The sequence below is a fragment of the Marinobacter sp. UBA5687 genome, assembly GCF_002420325.1.
GTDB classification, from domain to species: domain Bacteria; phylum Pseudomonadota; class Gammaproteobacteria; order Pseudomonadales; family Oleiphilaceae; genus Marinobacter; species Marinobacter nauticus.
Map to the genome: position 1 here is coordinate 1 of NZ_DIHV01000089.1, position 21,135 is coordinate 21,135.

Annotated in this window: 17 protein-coding genes; 10 read left to right on the forward strand and 7 right to left on the reverse strand. The window is 59.2% G+C overall.

From position 1 onward, the window contains the following. Together B3Y70_RS09480 and B3Y70_RS09485 are read right to left on the reverse strand one after the other, a co-directional pair. The coding region (locus tag B3Y70_RS09480) for an acyl-CoA dehydrogenase family protein (protein WP_288589674.1) at positions 1-176 on the reverse strand (176 nt) is incomplete at its 3' end. A gap of 64 nt (positions 177-240) precedes the next feature. Further along, entirely contained in the window at positions 241-660 is a 420-nt protein-coding gene (locus tag B3Y70_RS09485) for a MerR family transcriptional regulator (RefSeq protein ID WP_114433516.1), read from the reverse strand. A gap of 117 nt (positions 661-777) precedes the next feature. Between B3Y70_RS09485 and B3Y70_RS09490 the strand changes: the two genes are divergently transcribed. The 3 genes from B3Y70_RS09490 (at position 778) to B3Y70_RS09500 (ending at position 4,139) form a co-directional block, all read left to right on the forward strand. Next, on the forward strand, positions 778-1,539 hold the full coding sequence (locus B3Y70_RS09490; protein ID WP_113878856.1) for an SDR family NAD(P)-dependent oxidoreductase: 762 nt from the start codon (positions 778-780) through the stop codon (positions 1,537-1,539). Positions 1,540-1,616: 77 nt separating this feature from the next. Beyond that, positions 1,617-2,765: an acyl-CoA dehydrogenase family protein gene (locus tag B3Y70_RS09495; RefSeq protein WP_153741605.1), complete on the forward strand. Its 1,149-nt coding sequence runs from the start codon at positions 1,617-1,619 to the stop codon at positions 2,763-2,765. A gap of 192 nt (positions 2,766-2,957) precedes the next feature. Then, complete coding sequence (locus tag B3Y70_RS09500) at positions 2,958-4,139, forward strand: acetyl-CoA C-acyltransferase (RefSeq protein WP_014420933.1); 1,182 nt, start codon at positions 2,958-2,960, stop codon at positions 4,137-4,139. A 56-nt stretch (positions 4,140-4,195) separates the two neighbouring features. Here the strand turns inward: B3Y70_RS09500 and B3Y70_RS09505 are convergent, their stop codons facing one another. Next, positions 4,196-6,112, reverse strand: a complete 1,917-nt coding sequence (locus B3Y70_RS09505) for a sigma 54-interacting transcriptional regulator (protein ID WP_226611000.1) — start codon at positions 6,110-6,112, stop codon at positions 4,196-4,198. A 302-nt stretch (positions 6,113-6,414) separates the two neighbouring features. On the opposite strand from B3Y70_RS09505, the gene B3Y70_RS09510 reads away from it, so the two are divergent. The 4 genes from B3Y70_RS09510 to cynS are packed head-to-tail and all read left to right on the forward strand — an operon-like array spanning position 6,415 to position 10,101. Beyond that, positions 6,415-7,836, forward strand: coding sequence for an ABC transporter substrate-binding protein (locus B3Y70_RS09510; RefSeq protein WP_226611002.1), 1,422 nt, complete (start codon positions 6,415-6,417; stop codon positions 7,834-7,836). Between the two features lie 2 nt (positions 7,837-7,838). Then, entirely contained in the window at positions 7,839-8,666 is an 828-nt protein-coding gene (gene ntrB / locus B3Y70_RS09515) for a nitrate ABC transporter permease (RefSeq protein ID WP_014420936.1), read from the forward strand. A gap of 55 nt (positions 8,667-8,721) precedes the next feature. Further along, positions 8,722-9,630: an ABC transporter ATP-binding protein gene (locus B3Y70_RS09520; RefSeq protein ID WP_226611004.1), complete on the forward strand. Its 909-nt coding sequence runs from the start codon at positions 8,722-8,724 to the stop codon at positions 9,628-9,630. A 27-nt stretch (positions 9,631-9,657) separates the two neighbouring features. Next, on the forward strand, positions 9,658-10,101 hold the full coding sequence (gene cynS, locus B3Y70_RS09525) for a cyanase (protein ID WP_014420938.1): 444 nt from the start codon (positions 9,658-9,660) through the stop codon (positions 10,099-10,101). 338 nt (positions 10,102-10,439) lie between these two features. On the opposite strand, the gene ilvD is transcribed toward cynS, so the two are convergent. Genes ilvD through ilvG form a run of 3 tightly spaced genes read right to left on the reverse strand, consistent with a single transcriptional unit; the run spans position 10,440 to position 14,110 of the window. Beyond that, on the reverse strand, positions 10,440-12,116 hold the full coding sequence (ilvD, locus tag B3Y70_RS09530) for a dihydroxy-acid dehydratase (RefSeq protein WP_226611006.1): 1,677 nt from the start codon (positions 12,114-12,116) through the stop codon (positions 10,440-10,442). A gap of 21 nt (positions 12,117-12,137) precedes the next feature. Next, positions 12,138-12,416 (reverse strand): ACT domain-containing protein, encoded by a 279-nt coding sequence (locus tag B3Y70_RS09535; RefSeq protein ID WP_011785586.1) that lies wholly within the window; start codon positions 12,414-12,416, stop codon positions 12,138-12,140. Beyond that, entirely contained in the window at positions 12,413-14,110 is a 1,698-nt protein-coding gene (gene ilvG / locus B3Y70_RS09540; protein WP_226611008.1) for an acetolactate synthase 2 catalytic subunit, read from the reverse strand. The genes B3Y70_RS09535 and ilvG overlap by 4 nt, the downstream gene beginning before the upstream one ends. Positions 14,111-14,442: 332 nt before the next feature. Between ilvG and B3Y70_RS09545 the strand changes: the two genes are divergently transcribed. Continuing rightward, positions 14,443-15,525, forward strand: a complete 1,083-nt coding sequence (locus tag B3Y70_RS09545) for an efflux RND transporter periplasmic adaptor subunit (protein ID WP_226611009.1) — start codon at positions 14,443-14,445, stop codon at positions 15,523-15,525. Positions 15,526-15,530: 5 nt separating this feature from the next. After that, a complete protein-coding gene (locus B3Y70_RS09550) occupies positions 15,531-18,620 on the forward strand; it encodes an efflux RND transporter permease subunit (protein WP_226611011.1) in 3,090 nt (1,029 codons plus the stop codon). On the opposite strand, the gene B3Y70_RS09555 is transcribed toward B3Y70_RS09550, so the two are convergent. Continuing rightward, positions 18,614-20,239 (reverse strand): methyl-accepting chemotaxis protein, encoded by a 1,626-nt coding sequence (locus B3Y70_RS09555; RefSeq protein WP_023009347.1) that lies wholly within the window; start codon positions 20,237-20,239, stop codon positions 18,614-18,616. The genes B3Y70_RS09550 and B3Y70_RS09555 overlap by 7 nt on opposite strands. A 92-nt stretch (positions 20,240-20,331) precedes the next feature. Here B3Y70_RS09555 and B3Y70_RS09560 point away from each other — a divergent pair, with 92 nt between their 5' ends. Further along, positions 20,332-21,060, forward strand: coding sequence for a pseudouridine synthase (locus B3Y70_RS09560; protein WP_226611013.1), 729 nt, complete (start codon positions 20,332-20,334; stop codon positions 21,058-21,060). Positions 21,061-21,135: the final 75 nt, after the last annotated feature.

Genomic DNA, 21,135 nt, shown 5'->3' on the forward strand with positions numbered 1-21,135 from the left:
CCCAGCAGGCCCATGTCGCCCAGTTTGCGCCACAGGTCCATGGGGAATTCGTTGGTGCGGTCGATTTCCTCGGCCCGGGGAGCGATTTCATCGGCGGCGAAGCGGTTGACCTGTTCACGCAGGCTGTCGAGGGTTTCGCCCAGGCCGAAGTTGAGTTCGCTGTATTGGGATTTCATGGTGTGCTGCCTTTTTTGTTCTTGCTAGTGCGTGTCGTTAAGCGGCCCGCTGCCGGTTGTTGCCTTAGTCGGTGGCCAGGCTTTGTTGTTCTTTCTTTTTCTGAAGTTCTTCCAGGGCTTCGCGGCATCGGGTTTCTGCGGTGTCTATTTCCATCTCCGCCTGCGCGATGTCGTCTTTCTGTTGTTCAAGGTGCGCGCGCCGGTCGCCCAGGATTTCGAGCATTTTCAACAGCTGCTTTTCGTTGCCGGTGAGGGTTTCATCCCAAAGGTCGAACAGCTCCTTGGTCTGGGCCAGGGAAAAACCCATGCGCTTGCCGCGCAGGATCAGCTTCAGGCGTACCCGGTCTTTGTTGCTGAAGATGCGGGTCTGCCCGCGCCGGGTGGGGTTCAGAAGCCCCTGGTCTTCGTAGAAGCGGATGCTTCGTGTGGTTACGTCGAACTCCTGGGAAAGCTCGCTGATGCTGAAAGTTCGTTTTTCGCTCATGACGGATTTCCTTTTTTCACCAAGGTTAGTTAAAGTTTACGTAAACGTAAAGTGTTTTTGTGGTCCGAATGGATACCCGCGGATCAGACTTCGATCATTGTTAATAAGGAGTACCCGATGGAATTCCAGAATGTGCCGGCAATTGTAACAGGCGGTGCCTCCGGTCTGGGTGAGGGCGCTGCCCGTGCTCTGGCGGCGGCTGGCTGCAAGGTTGCGATTCTTGATGTGAACAAGGAGTCGGGCGAAAAGGTTGCGGCTGAGCTCGGCGGTATCTTCCTGCATTGCGATGTGACCTCGGCCGACAGTGCTGAGGCTGCTGTCACTGCTGCGCGAGAGGCTCACGGCCCCTGCGGTGTCGCCGTGAACTGCGCGGGTATTGCACCGGCGGCCAAGATTCTGGGCCGTGAGGGTGTGATGCCGCTGGAGAGCTTTAGCAAGGTGGTCCAGGTTAATCTGATCGGCACTTTCAATATCCTGCGGCTGGCGGCTGCCGATATGGCGCAACGGGAACCGAACGGTGACGGCGAGCGCGGTGTCATCATCAATACCGCTTCGGTTGCTGCCTACGAAGGCCAGATTGGCCAGGCGGCTTACAGCGCATCCAAAGGCGGTGTGGTGTCCCTGACCCTGCAGGCGGCCCGCGAGCTGGCCCGTGAAGGGATTCGGGTAAATACCATTGCTCCTGGCCTGTTTATGACACCAATGCTGGCGGGTATGCCCCAGGAAGTGCAGGACAGCCTTGCAGCCACGCTGCCGTTCCCGAAACGCCTCGGTAAACCGGAAGAGTTCGGGATGATGGTGGACCAGATGGTGCGCAACCCGATTCTTAATGGCGAAGTCATCCGGCTTGATTGTGCCCTGCGGATGGCGCCAAAGTGACATTGAAATAACCTGCCAAAAGCAGGTTTCTGTAATGGTGTTCGCCAAAAGCGAACCGGTAACCACAGGTGAGTGATATGACTAACCCTGTCGATCAGGAAGAACTGGCTCTTTTCCGGGAGTCTGTGATCAAGGCTCTGGAAACCGAAGTGGCCCCGCATTACGAGGCCTGGGAGAAAAGCGGCATTGTGCCACGGGAGCTTTGGAACACTCTGGGCGATGCAGGCATGCTGTGCGTCGATGTGCCGGAAGACTGCGGCGGCTGCGGTGCACCCTTCCAGTACTCGGTCGTGGTGGGTGAGGAGCTTGCCCGGCTGGGATTCGGTGCGCTTTCCACCAACGTGATGGTGCATTCCGACATTGTCGCGCCCTATCTCAGCCATATCGGCAATGAAGAGCAGAAACAGCAGTGGCTGCCGAAGATGGTATCAGGTGAGGCGGTAGGCGCCATCGCCATGACCGAGCCGGGCGCCGGCAGCGACTTGCAGGCCATGCGTACCAGCGCTGTGAAAGACGGCGACGACTACATCCTCAATGGCTCCAAGACCTTCATCACCAACGGCCAACACGCCGACATGGTGATCGTCGCCGCCAAAACCGATCCCAAAGCCGGAGCCAAAGGGATCAGCCTGTTTCTGGTCGATACGTCGTTGCCAGGATTCAGCAAAGGCCGGAACCTGGACAAGATTGGCCAGCACTCTGGCGATACCTCCGAGCTGTTTTTCTCCGACATGCGCGTACCTGCCTCGGCGTTGCTGGGCGAGGAAGGGCAGGGTTTCGTTTACCTGATGCGCGAACTGCCCCGTGAGCGACTGGTGATCGGAGCGCTGGGGGTGGCAGCGGCCCGGGGCTCGCTGGACATGACGATCCAGTATGCCCAGGAGCGTGAGCTGTTTGGCCAGAAGCTCAGCCAGTTGCAGAACACACGCTTCGAAATTGCCCGCATGGAAACGGATTACCGCATCAACAAAGCGTTTGTGGACCAGTGCATTCGGGAATACGAAGAGGGCAAATTGGATGCCCCCACGGCGTCCATGGCCAAGTACAGCGCTACCGAGATGCAGTGTCGTGTTGCTGATGGCTGTTTGCAGCTGTTTGGCGGCTATGGCTACACCACGGAGTACCCGATTTCCAGGAACTTTATTGATGCCCGGGTGCAGCGGATTTATGGCGGCACGTCGGAAGTAATGAAGGAAATCATTGCCCGGTCGGTACTCGGAAGATAGTACCTCCTGAATCCAGCGCTAATTCTTTTTGAAGGCGACTGAAATGTATGGGGTTCGAGCTGGGGGATACCTTTCCGGGACCGTCAAAAGCCATGGATGGCTTTTGTCGAGCGTACAGGGATGTATTCACAGCGTGTCTCGGAAAGGTATCCCCCTGATCGAACCTGACTCCCAACATGGAGACCAGATTCAATGAACAACAATGACATCGTTATAGCAGGCTCCGCCCGAACCCCCATGGGCGGAATGATGGGCTCCCTGAGTACGGTACGTTCACCGGACCTGGGTGCCGTCGCCATTAAGGCAGCCATTGAACGCTCCGGCCTTCAGCCGGCCGACATCCAGGAAGTGATCATGGGCTGCGTACTGCCCGGGGGGCTGGGCCAGGCACCAGCTCGCCAGGCCTCAAGGGCCTCTGGCATCCCGGACAGCTCCGGTTGTACCACCATCAACAAAATGTGCGGCTCCGGAATGCAGGCCGTCATCATGGCTCACGACCAGATCAAAGCTGGCACCAATAACATCATGATCGCCGGCGGCATGGAAAACATGAGCCAGGCACCGTACCTGTTGCCGAAAGCCCGTGCCGGCATGCGCATGGGCCATGGCCAGGTGCTCGACAGCATGTTCCTGGACGGTCTGGAGGATGCCTACGAGGGTGGCCTGATGGGCGTATTCGCCCAGCGCACGGCAGACAAATTCGACATCACCCGCCAGGCCATGGACGAATTCGCCATCGGCTCCCTGCAGAAATCCCTGGCGGCCATCGAAAACGGCTGGTTCCGGGACGAAATCGTACCGGTAACCGTCCCGGGCCGAGGCGGCGACACCGAAGTGGATACCGATGAACAACCGGGCAACGCCAAACCGGAAAAAATTCCACACCTCAAACCCGCGTTCGCCAAGGACGGTTCTGTCACCGCCGCCAACTCCAGCTCCATCAGTGATGGTGCTTCCGCGCTGGTACTGGCCTCAGCCGCCGAAGCTGATGCCCGGGGCCTGACCCCGCAGGCCCGGGTCGTGGCCCACGCTACCAACGCACGCCTGCCGTCCGAATTCACCATCGCACCGATCGGCTCCATCGAGAAGGTGCTCAAGAAAGCGGGGTGGACGCTGGACGATGTCGATCTGTTCGAGATCAACGAAGCCTTTGCCGTGGTCACCCTGGCGGCGATCAATGAGCTGAAGCTTCCTGCGGAGAAGGTCAACGTGCACGGCGGTGCCTGTGCACTGGGGCATCCGATTGGTTCCTCCGGCTCCCGGATCATCGTCACCCTGATCAATGCGTTGAAACAGCGTGGGCTTAAGCGTGGTGTAGCCTCGCTCTGCATCGGTGGTGGTGAAGCCACGGCTGTGGCTATTGAGCTGATCTGATCGGCTTATATTCCCTGTAGCCTGTCAGCTCTGGGGCGGGCTTGCGGGTGGCCGGGTTAAAGATCCCGTTCCTGAAATTGTCGCGGTTCGATTTTCAGCTTTTTCAGGCGTGAGGACAGGGTGGTCGGTTTGACACCCAGCAGCGCAGCGGCGCCATCGTCGCCGAACACCCGGCCGCCACTGATTTTCAGGGCTCGTCTCAGGTTGTTTGTCTCAAGCTCCCTGAGTTCGTGTTCTGTCATCAGATCACCGTCGAAATGCCTGGCTGGCGGCATGGGTTCCAGCGTGTGTCTGGCGGCAGAATCCGGACCCTGCAGGTCCAGATCCAGCCGGCCATCGGCTGTGATCACCTGACGTTCAATAACGTTTTCCAGCTCCCGAACATTGCCTGGCCACGGGTAAGCTTTGAGCGTTTCCACGTCCCGCTCCCGGAGTGCCAGCGGTGGCCGGTTGAATTTCTGGCACGCCCGGTTCAGAAACTCCTGGGCGAGAATGGGAATGTCCTCGATACGTCGGCGCAACGGCACCGACTCAATAGGGAACACATTCAGGCGAAAGTACAGATCCTCCCGGAAGTTCTTGTCCCGGACCTCGGTTCTCAGGTCGCGGTTGGTGGCGGCAATGACACGAACGTCCACGGCTCGGGTGTGGTTTTCCCCCACGCGTTCGAACTGTTGATCCTGCAAGACCCGCAGCAGCTTGCCCTGGAGCTCCAGTGGGATCTCGCCCACTTCATCCAGAAAAAGGGTACCCCCATCGGCGAGCTCGAAGCGGCCAACCCGGTCGCTGACGGCTCCGGTAAAGGCACCCTTTACATGGCCAAAGAACTCACTCTCAAACAGATCCTTGGGAATCGCTGCGCAGTTTACCCGGATCAGGGGTCGATCCCGCCGGCTGCTTGACTGATGAATGGCCCGGGCAATGAGTTCCTTGCCGGTACCGGATTCCCCGGTGATCAACACGTTGGCATCGGTTGGGGCGACCATTCCGATTCTGCGAACGATGGCTTTGATAGCATCGCTCTGGCCTAAAATTTCGTGAAAGTGGTATTCCGCACTGAGTTCTTCCTGAAGGTAGGCGTTTTCCATTTCCAGGCGGTGTTTCAGGGTTTCCACTTCCTCCAGTGCTTTTTGCAATTCCTTCTGAGTCTCAAGTCGGGCAGAGATATCGCGAAACACCACCACGGCGCCAACCGGGTGACCATTGTCTATAATGGGCGTGCTGGTGTATTCCACCGGAAAGCCGGTGCCATCCTTGCGCCAGAACCAGTCCTCGCCAACCCGTTTTACACTGGCATCCCGAAACGCGGCATAGATAGGGCATTCTTTCAGTGGGAAGATGCTACCGTCCTCGTGGGAGTGGTGCACCACCCGGTGAATCACCCTTCCCATCAGCTCGTCAATGCGCCAGCCCAGCATGCGTTCCGCTGCCGGGTTGGCAAAAGTCGTCCGTCCTTCGGCGTCCACCCCGTAAATGCCTTCGCCCACCGCGTGCAGGATCAACTGGTTTTCCCGCTCCATATCCTTGAACAGTTCTTCTACCCGCCGCCATTCCAGCAGGCCACCCCGGTGGTAGTGATTGGCGTCGTGGCGTTCCCGCAGGGTGCGCAGCTGGCGCCGGTCCCGAAGCAGTAGCAGGAGACTCTGGGATTCGGCTTCGCCCACCCGTGAGGAAGAAATCTCCAGCTCCACGTTGCGCCCATCCCGATGCTGCAGGATGAAATCCCGACTCCAGCCATGACTGCGAAACAGGGTTTCCTCGGTAAAGGCGATGAGCTGAGGCCGCTGGTCGGTGAACAGGTGGGTACAGGGAGTGCCGATCAGAGACTGCCTGTCGGTTCCGACCAGCCGCCCCATGGCACTGTTGGCCGCGATGATGAGATCGCGCCCGGCATCCACCAGCAGGGCCGCCTCCGGCAGGTGGTCAATCCAGCTGGTGGTACTGGCGGATGTTATCGCGGCTTTGATTGTCATCGGGTTGTCCTTTCTCTGGCCTTGCAGAGACAGAACAAACCTTGTGCCAACTCTGAGATTTCGTAGTAGGGGTCACGAAATATCGTTAATCACGAAAGTTCGTAGTTAACAAGAAGCACCGAAGAAAAATAAAAGCAATATAAAACAAGGTGTTAAATATTTTATCGGGGTTGGCACAAACCCTGCGATATCTCCTCCAGAACGTGTTGTCGGCCCGGGAGCAGATTCTCTCCGGGAGCCGAGCCACCACTTTACTGCACCGCAAGAGTGCATAAACGACCCGTACTTCAGGAGAGTGCCCCATGACGACAAAGAGCCTTGGTAATCCGTTTGATGGAGACAAATCGCTGATCCACGCCAAAACCTGTGGCTGCCCGGACTGCAAGCCCGGCCAGGACACCCCGGCAATTTCGCTGGATCTCAACTCCTCCGTCAGCAGGCAGGACGCATCGGAGGCGCCACTGAATTCAGAAGAGATGATGGACCGAGCCATCGAGAGCGCCGTTGTCCGCTCCGTATTCGGCCACAACGACCACAGCCGCCGCAGCTTCATGAAAATGATGGGTGCGGGCACCGCCGCCGCGCTGCTGGGCAGCGTGTTCCCCATGGATAAGGCCAAGGCTGCGGTTAAGGAATCCCTCGGCAAGCTTGAGAAGACCAAACTGAACGTCGGCTTTGTACCCATTACCTGCGCCACGCCGATCATCATGGCTCACCCCATGGGCTTCTATGAGCGCTACGGCCTGGACGTGACCGTGACCAAGACCGCGGGCTGGGCCGTGGCCCGGGACAAGTCCCTGGCCGGTGAATACGACGCGTCCCATATGCTTACCCCAATGCCCCTGGCCATGACCATGGGTGCCGGTTCCACACCGGAGCCGTTCATCATGCCGGCGGTGGAGAACATCAACGGCCAGGCCATCGTGCTGCACGTCGACCACAAGGACAAACGCGATCCCAAGCAGTGGAAGGGCTTCAAGTTCGGCGTGCCGTTCGAATACTCCATGCACAACTTCCTGCTGCGTTACTACCTGGCCGAGAACGGTATCGACCCGGACAAGGACGTGCAGATCCGAGTGGTTCCGCCACCCGAGATGGTGGCCAACCTGCGTGCCGGTAACCTCGATGGCTACCTGTCACCGGACCCGTTCAACCAGCGTGCCGTGTGGGAGAAGGTGGGCTTCATTCACATGCTTACCAAGGATATCTGGGAAGGCCACCCCTGCTGCGCCTTCGCCTGCAGCCAGCAGTTTGCGACTCAGAATCCGAATACCTATGGAGCCCTGCTGCGCGCCATCATTGATGCCACCCAATACTCCAACAACCCTGAAAACCGAAAGGAAATTTCCGAAGCCATCGCGCCCAAGAACTACCTGAACCAGCCGGTCCCGGTAATACAGCAGGTGCTGACCGGGTACTACGCGGACGGCCTGGGCGAGGTGAAGAATGTGCCGGATCGCATCGATTTCGATCCGTTCCCCTGGCATTCCATGGGTGTGTGGATCCTCACCCAGATGAAGCGCTGGGGCTACATCGAGGGCGACGTGGATTACAAGGGCATCGCCGAGCAGGTCTACCTGGCTGGAGAAACCGGCAAGCTCATGGAGGAGATGGGCTACAGCTCGCCGGACAAGACCTACAAGACCCACACCATCATGGGCAAGACTTTTGATCCGGACAGCGCGGAAGAGTATGCCCGCAGTTTTGCCATCGGGAGGGTATAACCATGGCTTCCCTGAACATACGGGCGGCGTTGCTGTCGGTGTCGTTCCTGATTGTGGCCCTGGGGCTATGGGAAATGGCAACCCAGCCGCCGGAAGCCCAGACCGGAATGAGCGAATACGAAATGCTCATGGGTGGCGCCGACCAGGAATCCCGGGTACCGCCACCTTCAGCGGTGATCAAGCTGGCCTGGGCCGAGCTGTCGAATCCGTTCTACGACGCCGGCGCCAACGACAAGGGTATCGGGATCCAGCTCGCTTATTCGGTGTACCGGGTACTTACCGGCTACCTGGCGGCCATGGCCATCGCCTTGCCCCTGGGGTTCCTGATCGGTATGTCTCCGCTGATGTACAAGGCCCTGAACCCCTACATCCAGGTTTTGCGGCCGATTTCGCCGCTGGCCTGGATGCCCCTGGCCCTGTTCATCATCCAGGACTCGGACGCTTCGGCCATCTTCGTGATCTTCATCTGCTCGATCTGGCCGATGCTGCTTAACACCGCCTTTGGTGTGGCCAATGTCCGGCAGGATTGGGTGAACGTGGCCAGAACCCACGAACTGGGGCCGATCAAAACCGCGTTAACCGTGATTCTGCCGGCGGCCGCGCCCACCATCCTGACCGGCATGCGCATCTCCATCGGTATTGCCTGGCTGGTGATCGTGGCGGCGGAAATGCTCGTGGGCGGCACCGGCATTGGCTACTACGTGTGGAACGAGTGGAACAACCTGGATCTGGCCAGTGTGATCTTCTCCATCCTGATGATCGGGGTGGTGGGCATGCTGCTGGACCTCGCCCTGGGCAAGGCCCAGAAATTGGTGGAGTACAAAGAATGAGCGGCCCGGCACCGGCCGCCGATGCCGGCCTCAACCCTCCGAACGGAGACCTGTTATGAGTAAACCATTCCTGGAAGTAGATGGCCTGTCCAAAGTCTATCCGGATGGCCAGGGCGGTGAACTGACCGTCTTCGAGGATATCCGCTTTGCCCTGGAGAAAGGCGAGTTCGTCTGCATCATCGGCCACTCCGGCTGCGGCAAATCCACCATCCTGAACGTGCTGGCTGGCCTGGACGAAGCCAGCGCCGGCAACGTGGTGATGAACGGCAAGGAAGTAAAGGGCCCGGGCCTGGAGCGCGGCGTGGTGTTTCAGAACTACAGCCTGCTGCCCTGGAAAACCGCCCTGAACAACATCGTATTTGCGGTGAAAGCCCGTTGGCCCGGCTGGTCCAAGGAAAAGGTGCGGGAGCACAGCGAGCGCTACCTGAAAATGGTGGGCCTGGAGCACGCCATGAACCGCAAGCCCTCACAGCTCTCAGGCGGCATGCGCCAACGAGTGAGCATCGCCCGGGCCTTCGCTACCCAGCCGGAACTCCTGCTGCTGGATGAACCCTTCGGCGCGCTGGATGCCCTTACGCGAGGAGTGATTCAGGATGAACTGGTGAAGATCTGGGAAGAAACCCGCCAGACCGTGTTCATGATCACCCACGATGTTGATGAAGCCATTCTCCTGTCCGACCGCATCTTTCTGATGTCCAACGGCCCCAATGCTCGCATCGCCGAGAGTGTGAAAGTGGACATCCCGCATCCGCGGGCGCGGGCCACCATTTTCCAGAACCCGGCTTACCACAAGACCCGGGACTACCTGGTTGACTTCCTGGTCAACCGAAGCGGCTCGGCCCTGCCGGAACAAGACGGCAGCCCGAAAGTTGTCGAGCCTGCCAAAGGTATCGCTCAGCCGGAACCGGCGGCGGCCGAATCTGAAACCGAATCCGAAACTGCCGCTCGTGCGGTGAATGCCTGACGTTAAAAGTGAAGAGAGGAACCAGCCATGATGAACAAAGAACTGATGACCGCAAAAATCCTTGAAGCCAAAGTTGCCAAGGGCATGACCTGGGAAGCAATTGCCGAGGCAGTGGGGCTGTCGCCGGTGTTCACCACCTCTGCGGCACTCGGGATGAACAGCCTCACCGAGGACAAGGCTTTCGCCCTCTGCGAAACCCTCGGCCTCGACAAGCCGGTAGCCGAAGCTCTGCAGGTCTGCCCTAAAAAAGCGTGGGATGGCGCTGTTCCCCAAGATCCGCTGATCTATCGCCTGTATGAAGTGGTAGGCGTGTATGGCGATACCATGAAAGCGCTGATTCACGAGAAGTTCGGGGATGGCATCATGAGTGCCATTGACTTCACCATGGACATTGAGAAGGAAGAGAATCCGAAGGGCGACCGGGTGGTGGTTACCATGAACGGGAAGTTTCTGCCTTATAAGGCCTGGTAGTCGTCGGACTTTGAGTTTGCCTCGTTCCTAGCCTTCTGGCTGCGGGGCGGGCTTGCGGGGTGGCCGGTGGATTTTTCTTGGAAAAAGAACTCGCTTCGCTCAGACACCTTTTTCCGGCGAAAAATCCACCAACCACCCCGCGCCGACGGGCATTACGGTTATACCGGTGATGCCCGTCGGTGGGGGGTATATCTGTTCTGCACGTCGGTAGGGGGGTATGGGGTGTTTTTCTGACAGGAAAAAGGTGTCTGAGCGAAGCGAGTTCTTTTTCCCGAAGAAAAACACCCCATACCCGCCGTACCTGCCCCACAAATACAAGGCTGCGAGCCCAAGCCCAACTAGGGCAGGTCGGTAACGGCCCCCGTAGATGCAGAGCTCACCACACGGGCATATTTGGCCAGCACGCCCCGGGTAAATCTGGGTTCCGGCGGCGTCCAGGCTTTGCGCCGTTTTTCCATTTCCGCGTCAGAGATTTCCAGCACAATCGAGTTGCTCACGGCATCAATGGTAATGGTGTCGCCGTCTTCTACCAGCGCAATTGGCCCGCCCACGGCGGCCTCAGGTGTGATGTGGCCAACCACAAAACCATGGCTGCCACCGGAGAAGCGGCCGTCGGTAATCAAGGCTACATCGCTGCCCAGGCCTTTACCCATAATCGCCGAGGTGGGGCTGAGCATTTCCCGCATGCCAGGCCCGCCCTTCGGGCCTTCGTATCGAATCACCAGCACGTCGCCAGCGACCACGGTGCCATTCAGGATTCGCTCCTGGGCTTCCTCTTCAGAGTGAAACACTCGGGCTCGACCGGAAAAATGCGTGCCTTCCTTACCGGTGATTTTCGCTACCGAGCCTTCCGGAGCCAGGTTGCCATAGAGAATGCGTAGATGACTGTCGGCTTTGATCGGGTTGTCGAAGGCGTGGATGATCTGCTGGCCTTCGGGGTAGGGCACCACGGTCTCGAGGTTCTCTGCCAGGGTCTTGCCGGTCACCGTGAGGCAGTCCCCATGCAGCAGCCCCCGGTCGAGCAGCATCTTCATTAGCGGTTGAATGCCACCAATGGCCACCAGCTCGGACATCATGTAGTGGCCGGAGGGGCGAAGGTCCGCCAGGACTGGTACCTGTTTGCCGATGCGTACGAAATCGTCCAGTGACAGCTCCACTCCCACGGTACTGGCCATGCCCAGAAGGTGAAGCACGGCGTTGGTGGAACCGCCCAGCGCGATCACCACGGTGATGGCGTTCTCGAACGCTTCCCGGGTCATGATGTCGGAGGGCTTGATATCGGCTTCGAGCAGTTTCAGCACCGCGGCGCCTGCGGCTTCGCAATCCGCCAGTTTGCTGTCGGAAACGGCGTTCTGGGCGGAGCTGCCTGGCAGGCTCATGCCCATGGCCTCAATGGCGGAGGCCATGGTGTTGGCGGTGTACATCCCGCCACAGGAGCCTGGGCCGGGAATCGCGGTTTCCTCGATCTGTTTGACTTCGATCAGCTCCATGTTACCGCGGGCATGGGCGCCCACCGCCTCAAACACGGAGATGATGTCGGTATGGTTTTCGCCGGGCATGATGGTTCCGCCGTAAACGAAGACTGAGGGCCGGTTCAGCCGGGCCAGGCCCATCATGCAGCCGGGCATATTCTTGTCGCAGCCACCGATGGCGACCAGTCCGTCGAAGCCCTCACAACCGGCCACGGTCTCAATGGAATCGGCAATCACCTCGCGCGACACCAGAGAATATTTCATGCCCTCGGTGCCGTTGGCGATGCCATCAGAGATGGTGATGGTGTTGAATATCAGGCTCTTGCCCCCGGCTCCGTCGGCACCCTTGGCGGCCTCCCGGGCCAGGCCGTCAATGTGCATGTTGCAGGGCGTGAGGTTGCTCCAGGTGGAGGCAATGCCAATCTGAGGTTTTCGGAAATCCTCGTCGGTAAAACCTACTGCCCGGAGCATGGCCCGGCTGGCGGATTTATTGATTCCGTCTACCACCGGTGCCGAGTGTCGGCGTCGTTTATCGGTTGTCATGCGTTATCCCTCTCCGTCGTTTCAAGCCGATCGCGACCGTGCCATGGTATCGGAGACCAGTTCAACTCCGGCAACGGTATGCAGTTTCTCCAGCTGAGATTGAAGCATAGCAACTGGCCGGGAACCCTCCAGCGTGAGGGCAATGTCGAGGGTATCGCCAGTTGATTCCATGGCCATCCTGGAAATCCGGAAGCCGCGTACCCGCACCACCCGGCACAGCCGCTCCAGAGCTGCCGCTTCCTGGTTCATGCGGCAATTCAGGGTATATCGTTGACTGGCGCTTTCATGATTCGGCTTCATGCTACCTGCTCCTTGCGGCTGTTCGTTTTACGGGGTTCGTCAATCATTTCCTTGTTGCTGGCGCCGGCTTTGACGATGGGCCAGACGTTCTCTTCACGACTGATGGCAACATGCAGCAGCATCGGGCCGTTGTACGCCAGAATGGTCTCGATGCCGCGGCGGATCTGGTCGGTCCGCTCAATGTGCAGGGCCGGGATATCGAACGCCCGGGCCATAGCGACAAAGTCCGGATTGTCATCCAGATCGATCTGGCTTTCGCGGTTGTTGTAGAACAGTTCCTGTTGCTGACGAACCATGCCCAGGCACTGGTTGTCCAGAATGATCAGCTTCAACGGCAGGTTGTAGCGCCGTATGGTGGCCAGTTCCTGTGCGTTCATCATGAACGAACCATCACCGGTCACGTTGATGACGGTGCGTGTTCGGTCCGAGAACTGGGCGCCGATGGCCGCCGGAAGCCCGAAGCCCATGGTGCCCAGGCCTCCGCTGGTCAGGTGGTGGCGTGGATGGGCGAACTGGTAGTACTGGGCAACCCACATCTGATGCTGGCCAACATCGCAGGCGATGACAGTGTCGTCGCCGGTGATGCCGGAAAGCTGACGGATGAATGCGGGGCCGGTAATGGGTGCCAACGGTTCCTCGTTATCTGCAGCGCGAAAGCCTCCGGTGGTATGCCAGGTGCGACATTGTTTCTGCCAGGCGTCGATAGCCAGTGGCTCAGCCGCAATGGCATCGGTCAATGCCGCCAGAATGGCGTTCAGGTCACCACGCAGAGACAGGTCTGCCGGCCGCAGTTTGTTGATCTCGGCGGCATCGGCATCAATATGGATCATCCGGGCATTAGGCGCGAACCCGTCCAGCTTGCCGGTGGCTCGGTCATCCAGCCGGGCACCGATCACGAACAGGAGGTCGCACTCGTCAACCGCCTTGTTGGCCGCCCGGGAACCGTGCATGCCGAGCATGCCCAGATCATTCGGGTTGTTTCGGCCGGCGTTGCCAATGCCTTTGAGGGTAACGACGCCCGGCAGCCCCGAGACTTCGGCAAAGGTACGAAAACGGTCTTCGGCTCCGGCCAGAGACACACCACCACCGCTGTAAAGCAGGGGCCGCCTGGCTGATCTCAGCATGGCCAGGGCCGGGCCGATCTCCGGGCAATCCGCTGGCGGTGCCTCGGTGCAGGCCGGGGCTGAAGCCTTAATCTCGGACAACAGAATGTCTTTGGGAATATCAATCCACACCGGCCCGGGGCGGCCAGCCTGGGCCAGGTCGATGGCTTCCTCCAGAATGCCCGGCAGGTCTTCGGGGTCGTCCACCAGGTAGCTGTGTTTGACGATGCCCAGGGTCATGCCAAGGATGTCGGTTTCCTGAAAGGCGTCGGTACCAATCAATCCGGAGGGGACCTGCCCGGTGATCACCAGCAGGGGGATGGAATCCATGTAGGCATTGGCAACGCCAGTGATCAGGTTGGTGGCGCCGGGGCCGGAGGTGGCAATACAAACTCCCAGTTGGCCACTGGCCCTGGCATAACCGTCTGCCGCCAGGGCGCAGGCCTGCTCGTGGCGGCACAGCACATGCTCCACACCCACGTCATCCACCAGCGCGTCATACAGGGGCATGATGCAGCCACCCGGATACCCGAAAACCGTACTGATGTTATGGCGGTGGAACGCTGCAAGAATGTGCTGTGAGCCGTTCATGGTCGTTTTTCCCTTTTTCTTTGCCGCAAAAAAGAAACCCCCGGGACCTTGCGGTGCCGGGGGTTTCTGGTGTCGTTGTCAGGTTGTCGCTATCTCACCCGCTTGTCCACGCAAAAGCCCCCGGACGGTACCACGACCACCAGGACTAGCTTCACAAGGACCATAACTGCGTTGAGATTCATGGAATCGACAATCTGCTCTGAATTGAGTTGAACAATGTGTGTAGAATCTAACCCACGTTTTCAGGCGGATGCAAGGGCTTATTTCCGGAAATTCAACCGGTGCCGGTTTTTCCGCTTTCTCAAACCCAATCTGTTCACGGCGAGTGGTGCATGGCAAGAGCAAAATGGAGCTCCCTGGGATTATCCCTTCTGGTCATCGTGTTATTGGTTATCTGGATGGCAACGGGTGAGGTAAAAGTCGCCAGTGAAGAGGCGCCGGAGGCGCCGGCTTCCGAGCAGGTATCCGTAACCCGGGTTGAGGTAACACCGGTCAGCGCGAGGGCTTATCAGCCAGCCCTGAAGCTTCAGGGCCAGCTGAAGCCCTGGCAGTCGGTTCAGGTCAGTGCCCGTGTGGCTGGTACTGTTGAGCAACTGAACGTTCAGCTGGGGCAACAGGTGAAAGCGGGTACGGTGCTTGCGACCTTGTCGACGGATGGTCGGGATACGGTGGTACAGCGTTGGCAGGCGAGTATTCGCAAGTTGGAAGCGGATCTGGCCGCCGCCCGGAAGCTGCGTTCCAGCAATCTGGCCGCCGAAACTGAAATACTACGCCTTCAGAGTGAACTCGCCGCGGCTCGAGCAGAACTCGCCGCGGCTGAACTGGCACTGAATCACCTCAAGCCCATCGCGCCGTTTGATGCCACTGTGAATCGTCGCGAAGTGGACGAAGGCAGTCTGGTGCAGGTGGGAACGCCCCTGTTTGAGCTGGTACAGATAGACCGCCTGAAAGCCACCGGGCAGATCCCCCAACAATCGGCGGCGCTGGTTCAACCGGGGCAGGCAGTCGATATACAACTGCTGGATGGCTCCCGGCTGGCCGGCGTTGTCAGTTTTGTGGCCAGCGCTGCCAATTCGGACACCCGAAGTTTTGCGGTGGAAGTGGTGGTGGAGAATCCTGAATTGAAGCGGGCTGCGGGCGGCTCTGCCAGCCTGAGTATTCAACTGCCGGAACAACAGGCCACCTTCATATCGCCGGCTTATCTGGGGCTGGATGACGATGGCCGGCCCGGCGTGAAGTATGTCGATGCCGATAATCGAGTGGTGTTTGAGACCGTGCGGCTGCTGAGCGTCTCGACCGACGGTGCCTGGGTTGCCGGCTTGCCGCCTGAGATTCGCCTGATTACCCGAGGGGCCGGATTTGTCTCGCCGGGTGAGCAGGTGCGCCCTGTTGATACCTCAGACCAGCGGGGCTGACCGTCATGCGAGCTTTGATTGCCGCGGCCATGGACCGAAGCCGCACCACGCTGTTGTTGTTCCTGTTCCTGCTGTTGGGCGGTATGGCGGCCTACCAGGTGATTCCCAAGGAATCCAATCCGGACGTCACCATCCCGATGATCTATGTCTCGATGACGCTTGAAGGCATCAGCCCGGAAGACGCTGAGCGCCTGCTGGTCCGGCCCATGGAGCAGGAGCTGCGCTCGCTGGAAGGCATCAAGGAAATGCGGGGTACCGCCTCAGAAGGCCATGCCTCGGTGATGCTTGAATTCGACGCCGGTTTCGATCCGGACAAGGCCCTGCAGGATGTCCGGGAGAAGGTGGATACCGCTCGCAGCAAGCTACCCCAGGAAGCCGACGAACCCCGGGTCAATGAAATCAATGTGTCGCTGTTCCCGGTGTTGTCGGTAGGCCTTTCCGGTCCGCTGTCGGAACGCGAGCTGATTACCATTGCACGCCGACTTCAGGATGCCATCGAAGCCATTCCCGAAGTGCTGGAGGTGGAAATTGGCGGCGACCGGGAGGATCTGCTGGAGATCGTGGTGGATCCCCAGGTGCTGGAAAGCTACGGCATCGATTTTGATCAGTTGGCCTCCCTGGTTACCCGGAACAACCAGCTGGTGGCTGCCGGCTCACTGGACACGGGTAATGGTCGGATGGCGCTGAAAGTGCCGGGAGTAATCGAAACCATCGAAGATGTGATGTCGATGCCAGTGAAGGTGGACGGCGACACTGTGGTTACCTTTGGTGATGTGGCCATGCTGCAGCGCACCTTCAAAGACCCGACCGGCTTCGCCCGCATCAACGGGGAGCCAGCCCTGGTACTGGAAGTTTCCAAGCGCTCGGGCGCCAACATTATTGAAACCATTGAGCAGATTCGCACCCTGATTGATGAGTCCCGGCCCCGGTTGCCGGAGACCCTCGATATCCGCTTCATCATGGACCAGTCCGAGGAAGTGCGCGATATCCTCTCGGATCTGCTCAACAACGTGCTGACTGCCATTGTGCTGGTAATCATCGTGGTGATCGCGGCCATGGGCCCACGCTCAGCTGTGCTGGTGGGGCTCACCATCCCCGGGGCGTTTCTGACCGGCATCCTGGTGATCTGGAGCATGGGCCTGACGCTCAATATCGTGGTGCTGTTCAGCCTGATCCTTGTAGCAGGCATGCTGGTGGATGGCGCCATTGTGGTGTCTGAGCTGGCAGACCGGAATCTGTCGGACGGGCAGCCGGTCAAAGCCGCCTGGGTGGAAGCAGCCTCGCGCATGGCCTGGCCGGTTATTGCCTCCACGGCGACGACGCTTGCGGTCTTCGTGCCGCTGCTGTTCTGGCCCGGAGTGGTGGGCGAGTTCATGAAATACCTGCCGATGACCGTGTTGATCTGCCTGATTGCCTCGCTGGCTATGGCGCTGGTCTTTCTCCCGGTTTTGGGTGGCGTGAGCGGCGGTCGCCGGCACCACCAGGATGCCAGTGAAGGGCGTTTCATGCGGGGCTACCGACAATTGCTGGCCGCTCTTCTGCAGCGCCCGGGCTTGACCTTGCTCGGCACCCTGATGGTGATTGTTGTGATCTACGCCGCCTATGGGCGCTTTAACCATGGCGTCGAGTTTTTCCCGAGTGTCGAGCCCGAGTCGGCCCAGGTTCAGGTACGGGCTCGTGGCGATCTGTCGGTGTGGGAACGGGATGCCATTGTACGTGAAGTGGAGTCTCGGCTGCAGAATATGCCGGAGGTAAAGGCCCTGTATGCGCGCTCCATGGTGACCACCAGCTCCCAGATGGCGCCGGATGTGATCGGCGTTCTGCAGTTCCAGTTCACGGACTGGTACACCCGCCGCACGGCCACGGATATTCTGGAAGACTTTCGGGAACGTACGGTCGACATTGCCGGCATTGAACTGGAGTTCCGCAAGCAGGAGGGCGGCCCGGCTGAAGGCAAGCCCATCGAGCTGCAGGTCAGCAGTATGGACAGCACACAGCTGGATGGCTATGTCGACAGCATTGAGAACCGCATGCGCGAACTCGGTGGTTTTGTCGATATTGAAGACGACCGGAGCCTGCCCGGGATCGAGTGGCGCCTGAATGTGGATCGTGAGGCGGCCGCTCGATTCGGTACTGATGTGTTGAGCATCGGCAGTGCGGTTCGGCTGGTAACCAATGGCCTGGTGCTGGCCACCTACCGGCCGGAAGATGTTCGCGATGAGGTGGACATTGCGGTGCGGGTGCCCAACAACTGGCGGGAGCTGGATCACCTGGAGCGCCAGACACTGAACACCCCCCGCGGTCAGGTGCCGCTGTCTGAATTCGTGGACCTGGAGCCAGGCGACAAGACCGGCTCAATCGTGCGGGTTGATGGCCAGCGCACGATCACCATCAAATCGGATATTGCGCCGGGCAGGCGAATGGACGAGCTGCTGCGGACCCTGCAGGCTGAGATGCCCGAGCCACCGGAAGGGGTGAGCGTGCGCTTTGCCGGCGAAAACGAGGATCAGCAGCAGGCCGCCAACTTCCTGACCTCCGCTTTTCTGGTTGCGGTTGGCCTGATGTTGCTGATTCTGGTGACTCAGTTCAATTCCCTTTACCAGACCCTTCTGATCCTGTCGGCGATTGTATTGTCCACCGCCGGAGTGCTGCTGGGCTTGCTGTTTTCCGGTCAGTCTTTCGGCGTGGTGATGGTGGGCATGGGCATCATTGCGCTGGCGGGTATTGTGGTGAACAACAACATCATCCTGATCGATACCTTCAACCAGATGAAGCGGGAGGGCAAAGCCGCCTACGAAGCCGCCCTGGAGACCGGTTGTCTGCGTTTCCGGCCGGTGTTGCTGACGGCCATCACCACAATCCTTGGGCTTACCCCCATGGTGTTGGGGGTAAATGTGAATCTGTTGGAGCCATCATTGGGACTGGGTGCGCCATCCACTCAGTGGTGGACTCAGCTGTCCAGCGCCATTGCAGGCGGCCTGGCCTTTGCGACGCTGCTCACTCTATTACTGACGCCGGCTTTGCTGGTTCTGGGAGAACGCACCGGCCAGCGGGTCAGGGGGCTGGTCCGGCGCATTTCGCAGCGTGATCAGTAGCGGATTCGCCCAGCCAACTCCTGGGCCTTCCGGGCCATAGCCTCAAGCTCCGGAACCGTGCGCAGGTTCTGCTCTGCGGCATCGTGCATGGCTTCGGAGATTTCGGCCACTTCTGTGACGTTGCGGTTGATGTCCTCGCTGACACTGGTCTGCTCTTCAGCAGCGGTGGCCACCTGCGTTGTGGCGTCGTTTACCTTGATCATCCTCTGGGTGATGTCTGCCAGTGTGGTTCGTACGGCATCCACGGATTCGCTGCTCTCTTTGGCGACCACCTCAGAGGCCTGCATGTACTCTGTGGCGTCCCGGGAGCCATTCTGAATGGAGGCAATGATCTCATCTATTTCCACGGTGGCGTCCTGAGTTTTGGCTGCCAGGTTGCGAACCTCATCGGCAACGACCGCAAACCCCCGCCCGGCTTCTCCAGCTCTGGCAGCCTCTATTGCGGCGTTGAGCGCCAGTAGATTGGTCTGGTCGGCAATTTCCCGGATTACCCGCATGACGTCGCCGACCTGTTGGCCGCTTTTGGCCAGTTCAGCAACGGTGGCCGCGGAACTGCGGATCTGATCGGTCAATCGATTCATGCTGGCAACCGCCTGGTTGATCTGTTCGTCGGCGTGTCGCGTCTGGTTGGCGGTTTCATCCACCTGGCTGGCAACAGAACTTGCGTGCTGTGCGACGTCCTGAGCGGTGGCTGACATCTCGTTCATCGCCGTGGCTATCTGGTCAATGCGTTGGTGCGCTTTGTCAGACTGAGAGGACACTGCGTCGGCGTTGGACCGAATCATCGCTCCGGTGTCGGCCAGCTGAGACGCGTTGTGTTGCATCATTTCGCCGGTTTCCCGCAGGAACCGGTGCAGGGTTCGGGCGGTGTCCGCCAGTCGACCCAGCTCGTCCGGGCGTTTCAGGGTTACCGGGTCTGTCAGGTCGCCCTCACCAATTCTGCTCAGTTTGGCAATCAGCTCCTGGGTCGGACGTACCACGGATGTCACCAGAACACCAAGACAGGCCAGCGTGCCCATCACGATGGCAGCGAGCAGCAAGCCACCCATCAGCCAGGTGGTTTCCGTTGCGCTGTCCCGCAATTCGCCGGAGTGGGAGACGGCCACGTCACGAATTTTGTTGGCCGCCTGCTCAATCAGTTGCGCGGGTTCACGATCAATCCCGGTCACCGCTTCATCGCCCTCGGTATGATCGTACCCCGAGGCCACGAAATCCTGGTATCCCGTCCGGTACGCTTCGCCCATCCGTTGATGGGCGGCCCTGAACCGGTCCATCAGCGCGCGGGCTTCCTGATCAGCGATTCTTGGGATCAATTGGTCCAGCTGTTGTTGGATACTGGACTCGGTCTTCTGGAACCGTTGCCAGTATTTATCGCGCTGGGCATCGTCGGCGCCGCGAATCAGGACGTTCTTCCATTCCTGAACCTGTGTCTTGAAATCGCTGAGAATGTCTTGCGCTTGCAGGGCCAGGACAATCTCATCACTGATCAGGTGCTCGTATTCATCCTGGCTGGAGAGTGATCGGTTGAAGTAAATGCCTGCAACAATCGCAATCAGAAGGTTGGAGACCACGATGATGGTAAGGATCCGGTTAAGGATGCTTTTGTTGTACCAGCGCATGGGCGGGGTCCTGTAAGATGCTAGGGCTAATGGAGTATCGTGGCGGCCTCTGGCGGGCTGCCTGACTGGTTTATCGGCCGACATTTTATATTATGAACCCGCTCACAGAAATTTATCGTGATTCCCAGCTTCTGGTGGTTCACAAACCGGCCGGGTTGCTTATGCATCGCAGCCCGATTGACCGCCATGAGACGGAATTCGCGTTGCAGTACGCCCGTTCTATGAACGGCGGAGCGCATGTCTATCCGGTGCATCGGCTGGACCGGCCGACCTCTGGCATCGTTTTGTTCGCCAGGGATCAGGCAACGGCGAGGGTACTGGGGCTTGCAATGATGGCGGGCGAATTCAAGAAGACCTACCTTGCGTTGGTTCGAGGCTGGACGCCGGAACAGGGCGTGATCGATCATCCACTCCGGGAAGAGCCCGAAGACCGCCGATTGAAGGGAGAAGAACAGCCCGTCCGGTCGGCCCTGACTCGCTACCGTTGCATCGCCACCACGGAGTTGCCGGTCTCTATTGAGCGTTACCCCACCAGTCGTTACAGCCTGGTGGAGCTGAAGCCCGAAACCGGCCGGAAACATCAGCTCCGGCGGCACATGAAGCATATTAGTCATCCGATTATCGGGGATGCCAATCACGGGCGCGGCCGGCACAACCGGTATTTTGCTGAACGGTTCGGCTATGGGCGGTTGATGTTGGCGGCCACTGAGCTGGAACTTTCACACCCGGCCACCGGGGAAGCCCTGCGGTTTTCTGCCCCTCCCGAGGAGAGCTTCCGAACTGTGCTGGAAATATTTGAACAGGATACGGTGACGGGTTAAGGGCTGACGCCAGCCAGATCGGACAACTTGTGTAGCTTTTTATGTCAATTTGCGACAAATAGTACTTTCAGCAGA

What these genes read in the sequence shown, in the direction of transcription:
- B3Y70_RS09500 (WP_014420933.1), top strand. Translation starts at nt 2,958, where the DNA reads ATGAACAACAATGACATCGTTATAGCAGGCTCCGCCCGAACCCCCATG.
- ntrB (WP_014420936.1), top strand. Translation starts at nt 7,839, where the DNA reads ATGGCTTCCCTGAACATACGGGCGGCGTTGCTGTCGGTGTCGTTCCTG.
- ilvG (WP_226611008.1), bottom strand. Translation starts at nt 14,110, where the DNA reads ATGAACGGCTCACAGCACATTCTTGCAGCGTTCCACCGCCATAACATC.
- B3Y70_RS09490 (WP_113878856.1), top strand. Translation starts at nt 778, where the DNA reads ATGGAATTCCAGAATGTGCCGGCAATTGTAACAGGCGGTGCCTCCGGT.
- B3Y70_RS09520 (WP_226611004.1), top strand. Translation starts at nt 8,722, where the DNA reads ATGAGTAAACCATTCCTGGAAGTAGATGGCCTGTCCAAAGTCTATCCG.
- B3Y70_RS09510 (WP_226611002.1), top strand. Translation starts at nt 6,415, where the DNA reads ATGACGACAAAGAGCCTTGGTAATCCGTTTGATGGAGACAAATCGCTG.
- B3Y70_RS09550 (WP_226611011.1), top strand. Translation starts at nt 15,531, where the DNA reads ATGCGAGCTTTGATTGCCGCGGCCATGGACCGAAGCCGCACCACGCTG.
- B3Y70_RS09505 (WP_226611000.1), bottom strand. Translation starts at nt 6,112, where the DNA reads ATGACAATCAAAGCCGCGATAACATCCGCCAGTACCACCAGCTGGATT.
- B3Y70_RS09560 (WP_226611013.1), top strand. Translation starts at nt 20,332, where the DNA reads ATGAACCCGCTCACAGAAATTTATCGTGATTCCCAGCTTCTGGTGGTT.
- B3Y70_RS09535 (WP_011785586.1), bottom strand. Translation starts at nt 12,416, where the DNA reads ATGAAGCCGAATCATGAAAGCGCCAGTCAACGATATACCCTGAATTGC.
- B3Y70_RS09545 (WP_226611009.1), top strand. Translation starts at nt 14,443, where the DNA reads ATGGCAAGAGCAAAATGGAGCTCCCTGGGATTATCCCTTCTGGTCATC.
- B3Y70_RS09495 (WP_153741605.1), top strand. Translation starts at nt 1,617, where the DNA reads ATGACTAACCCTGTCGATCAGGAAGAACTGGCTCTTTTCCGGGAGTCT.
- B3Y70_RS09485 (WP_114433516.1), bottom strand. Translation starts at nt 660, where the DNA reads ATGAGCGAAAAACGAACTTTCAGCATCAGCGAGCTTTCCCAGGAGTTC.
- B3Y70_RS09555 (WP_023009347.1), bottom strand. Translation starts at nt 20,239, where the DNA reads ATGCGCTGGTACAACAAAAGCATCCTTAACCGGATCCTTACCATCATC.
- ilvD (WP_226611006.1), bottom strand. Translation starts at nt 12,116, where the DNA reads ATGACAACCGATAAACGACGCCGACACTCGGCACCGGTGGTAGACGGA.
- cynS (WP_014420938.1), top strand. Translation starts at nt 9,658, where the DNA reads ATGATGAACAAAGAACTGATGACCGCAAAAATCCTTGAAGCCAAAGTT.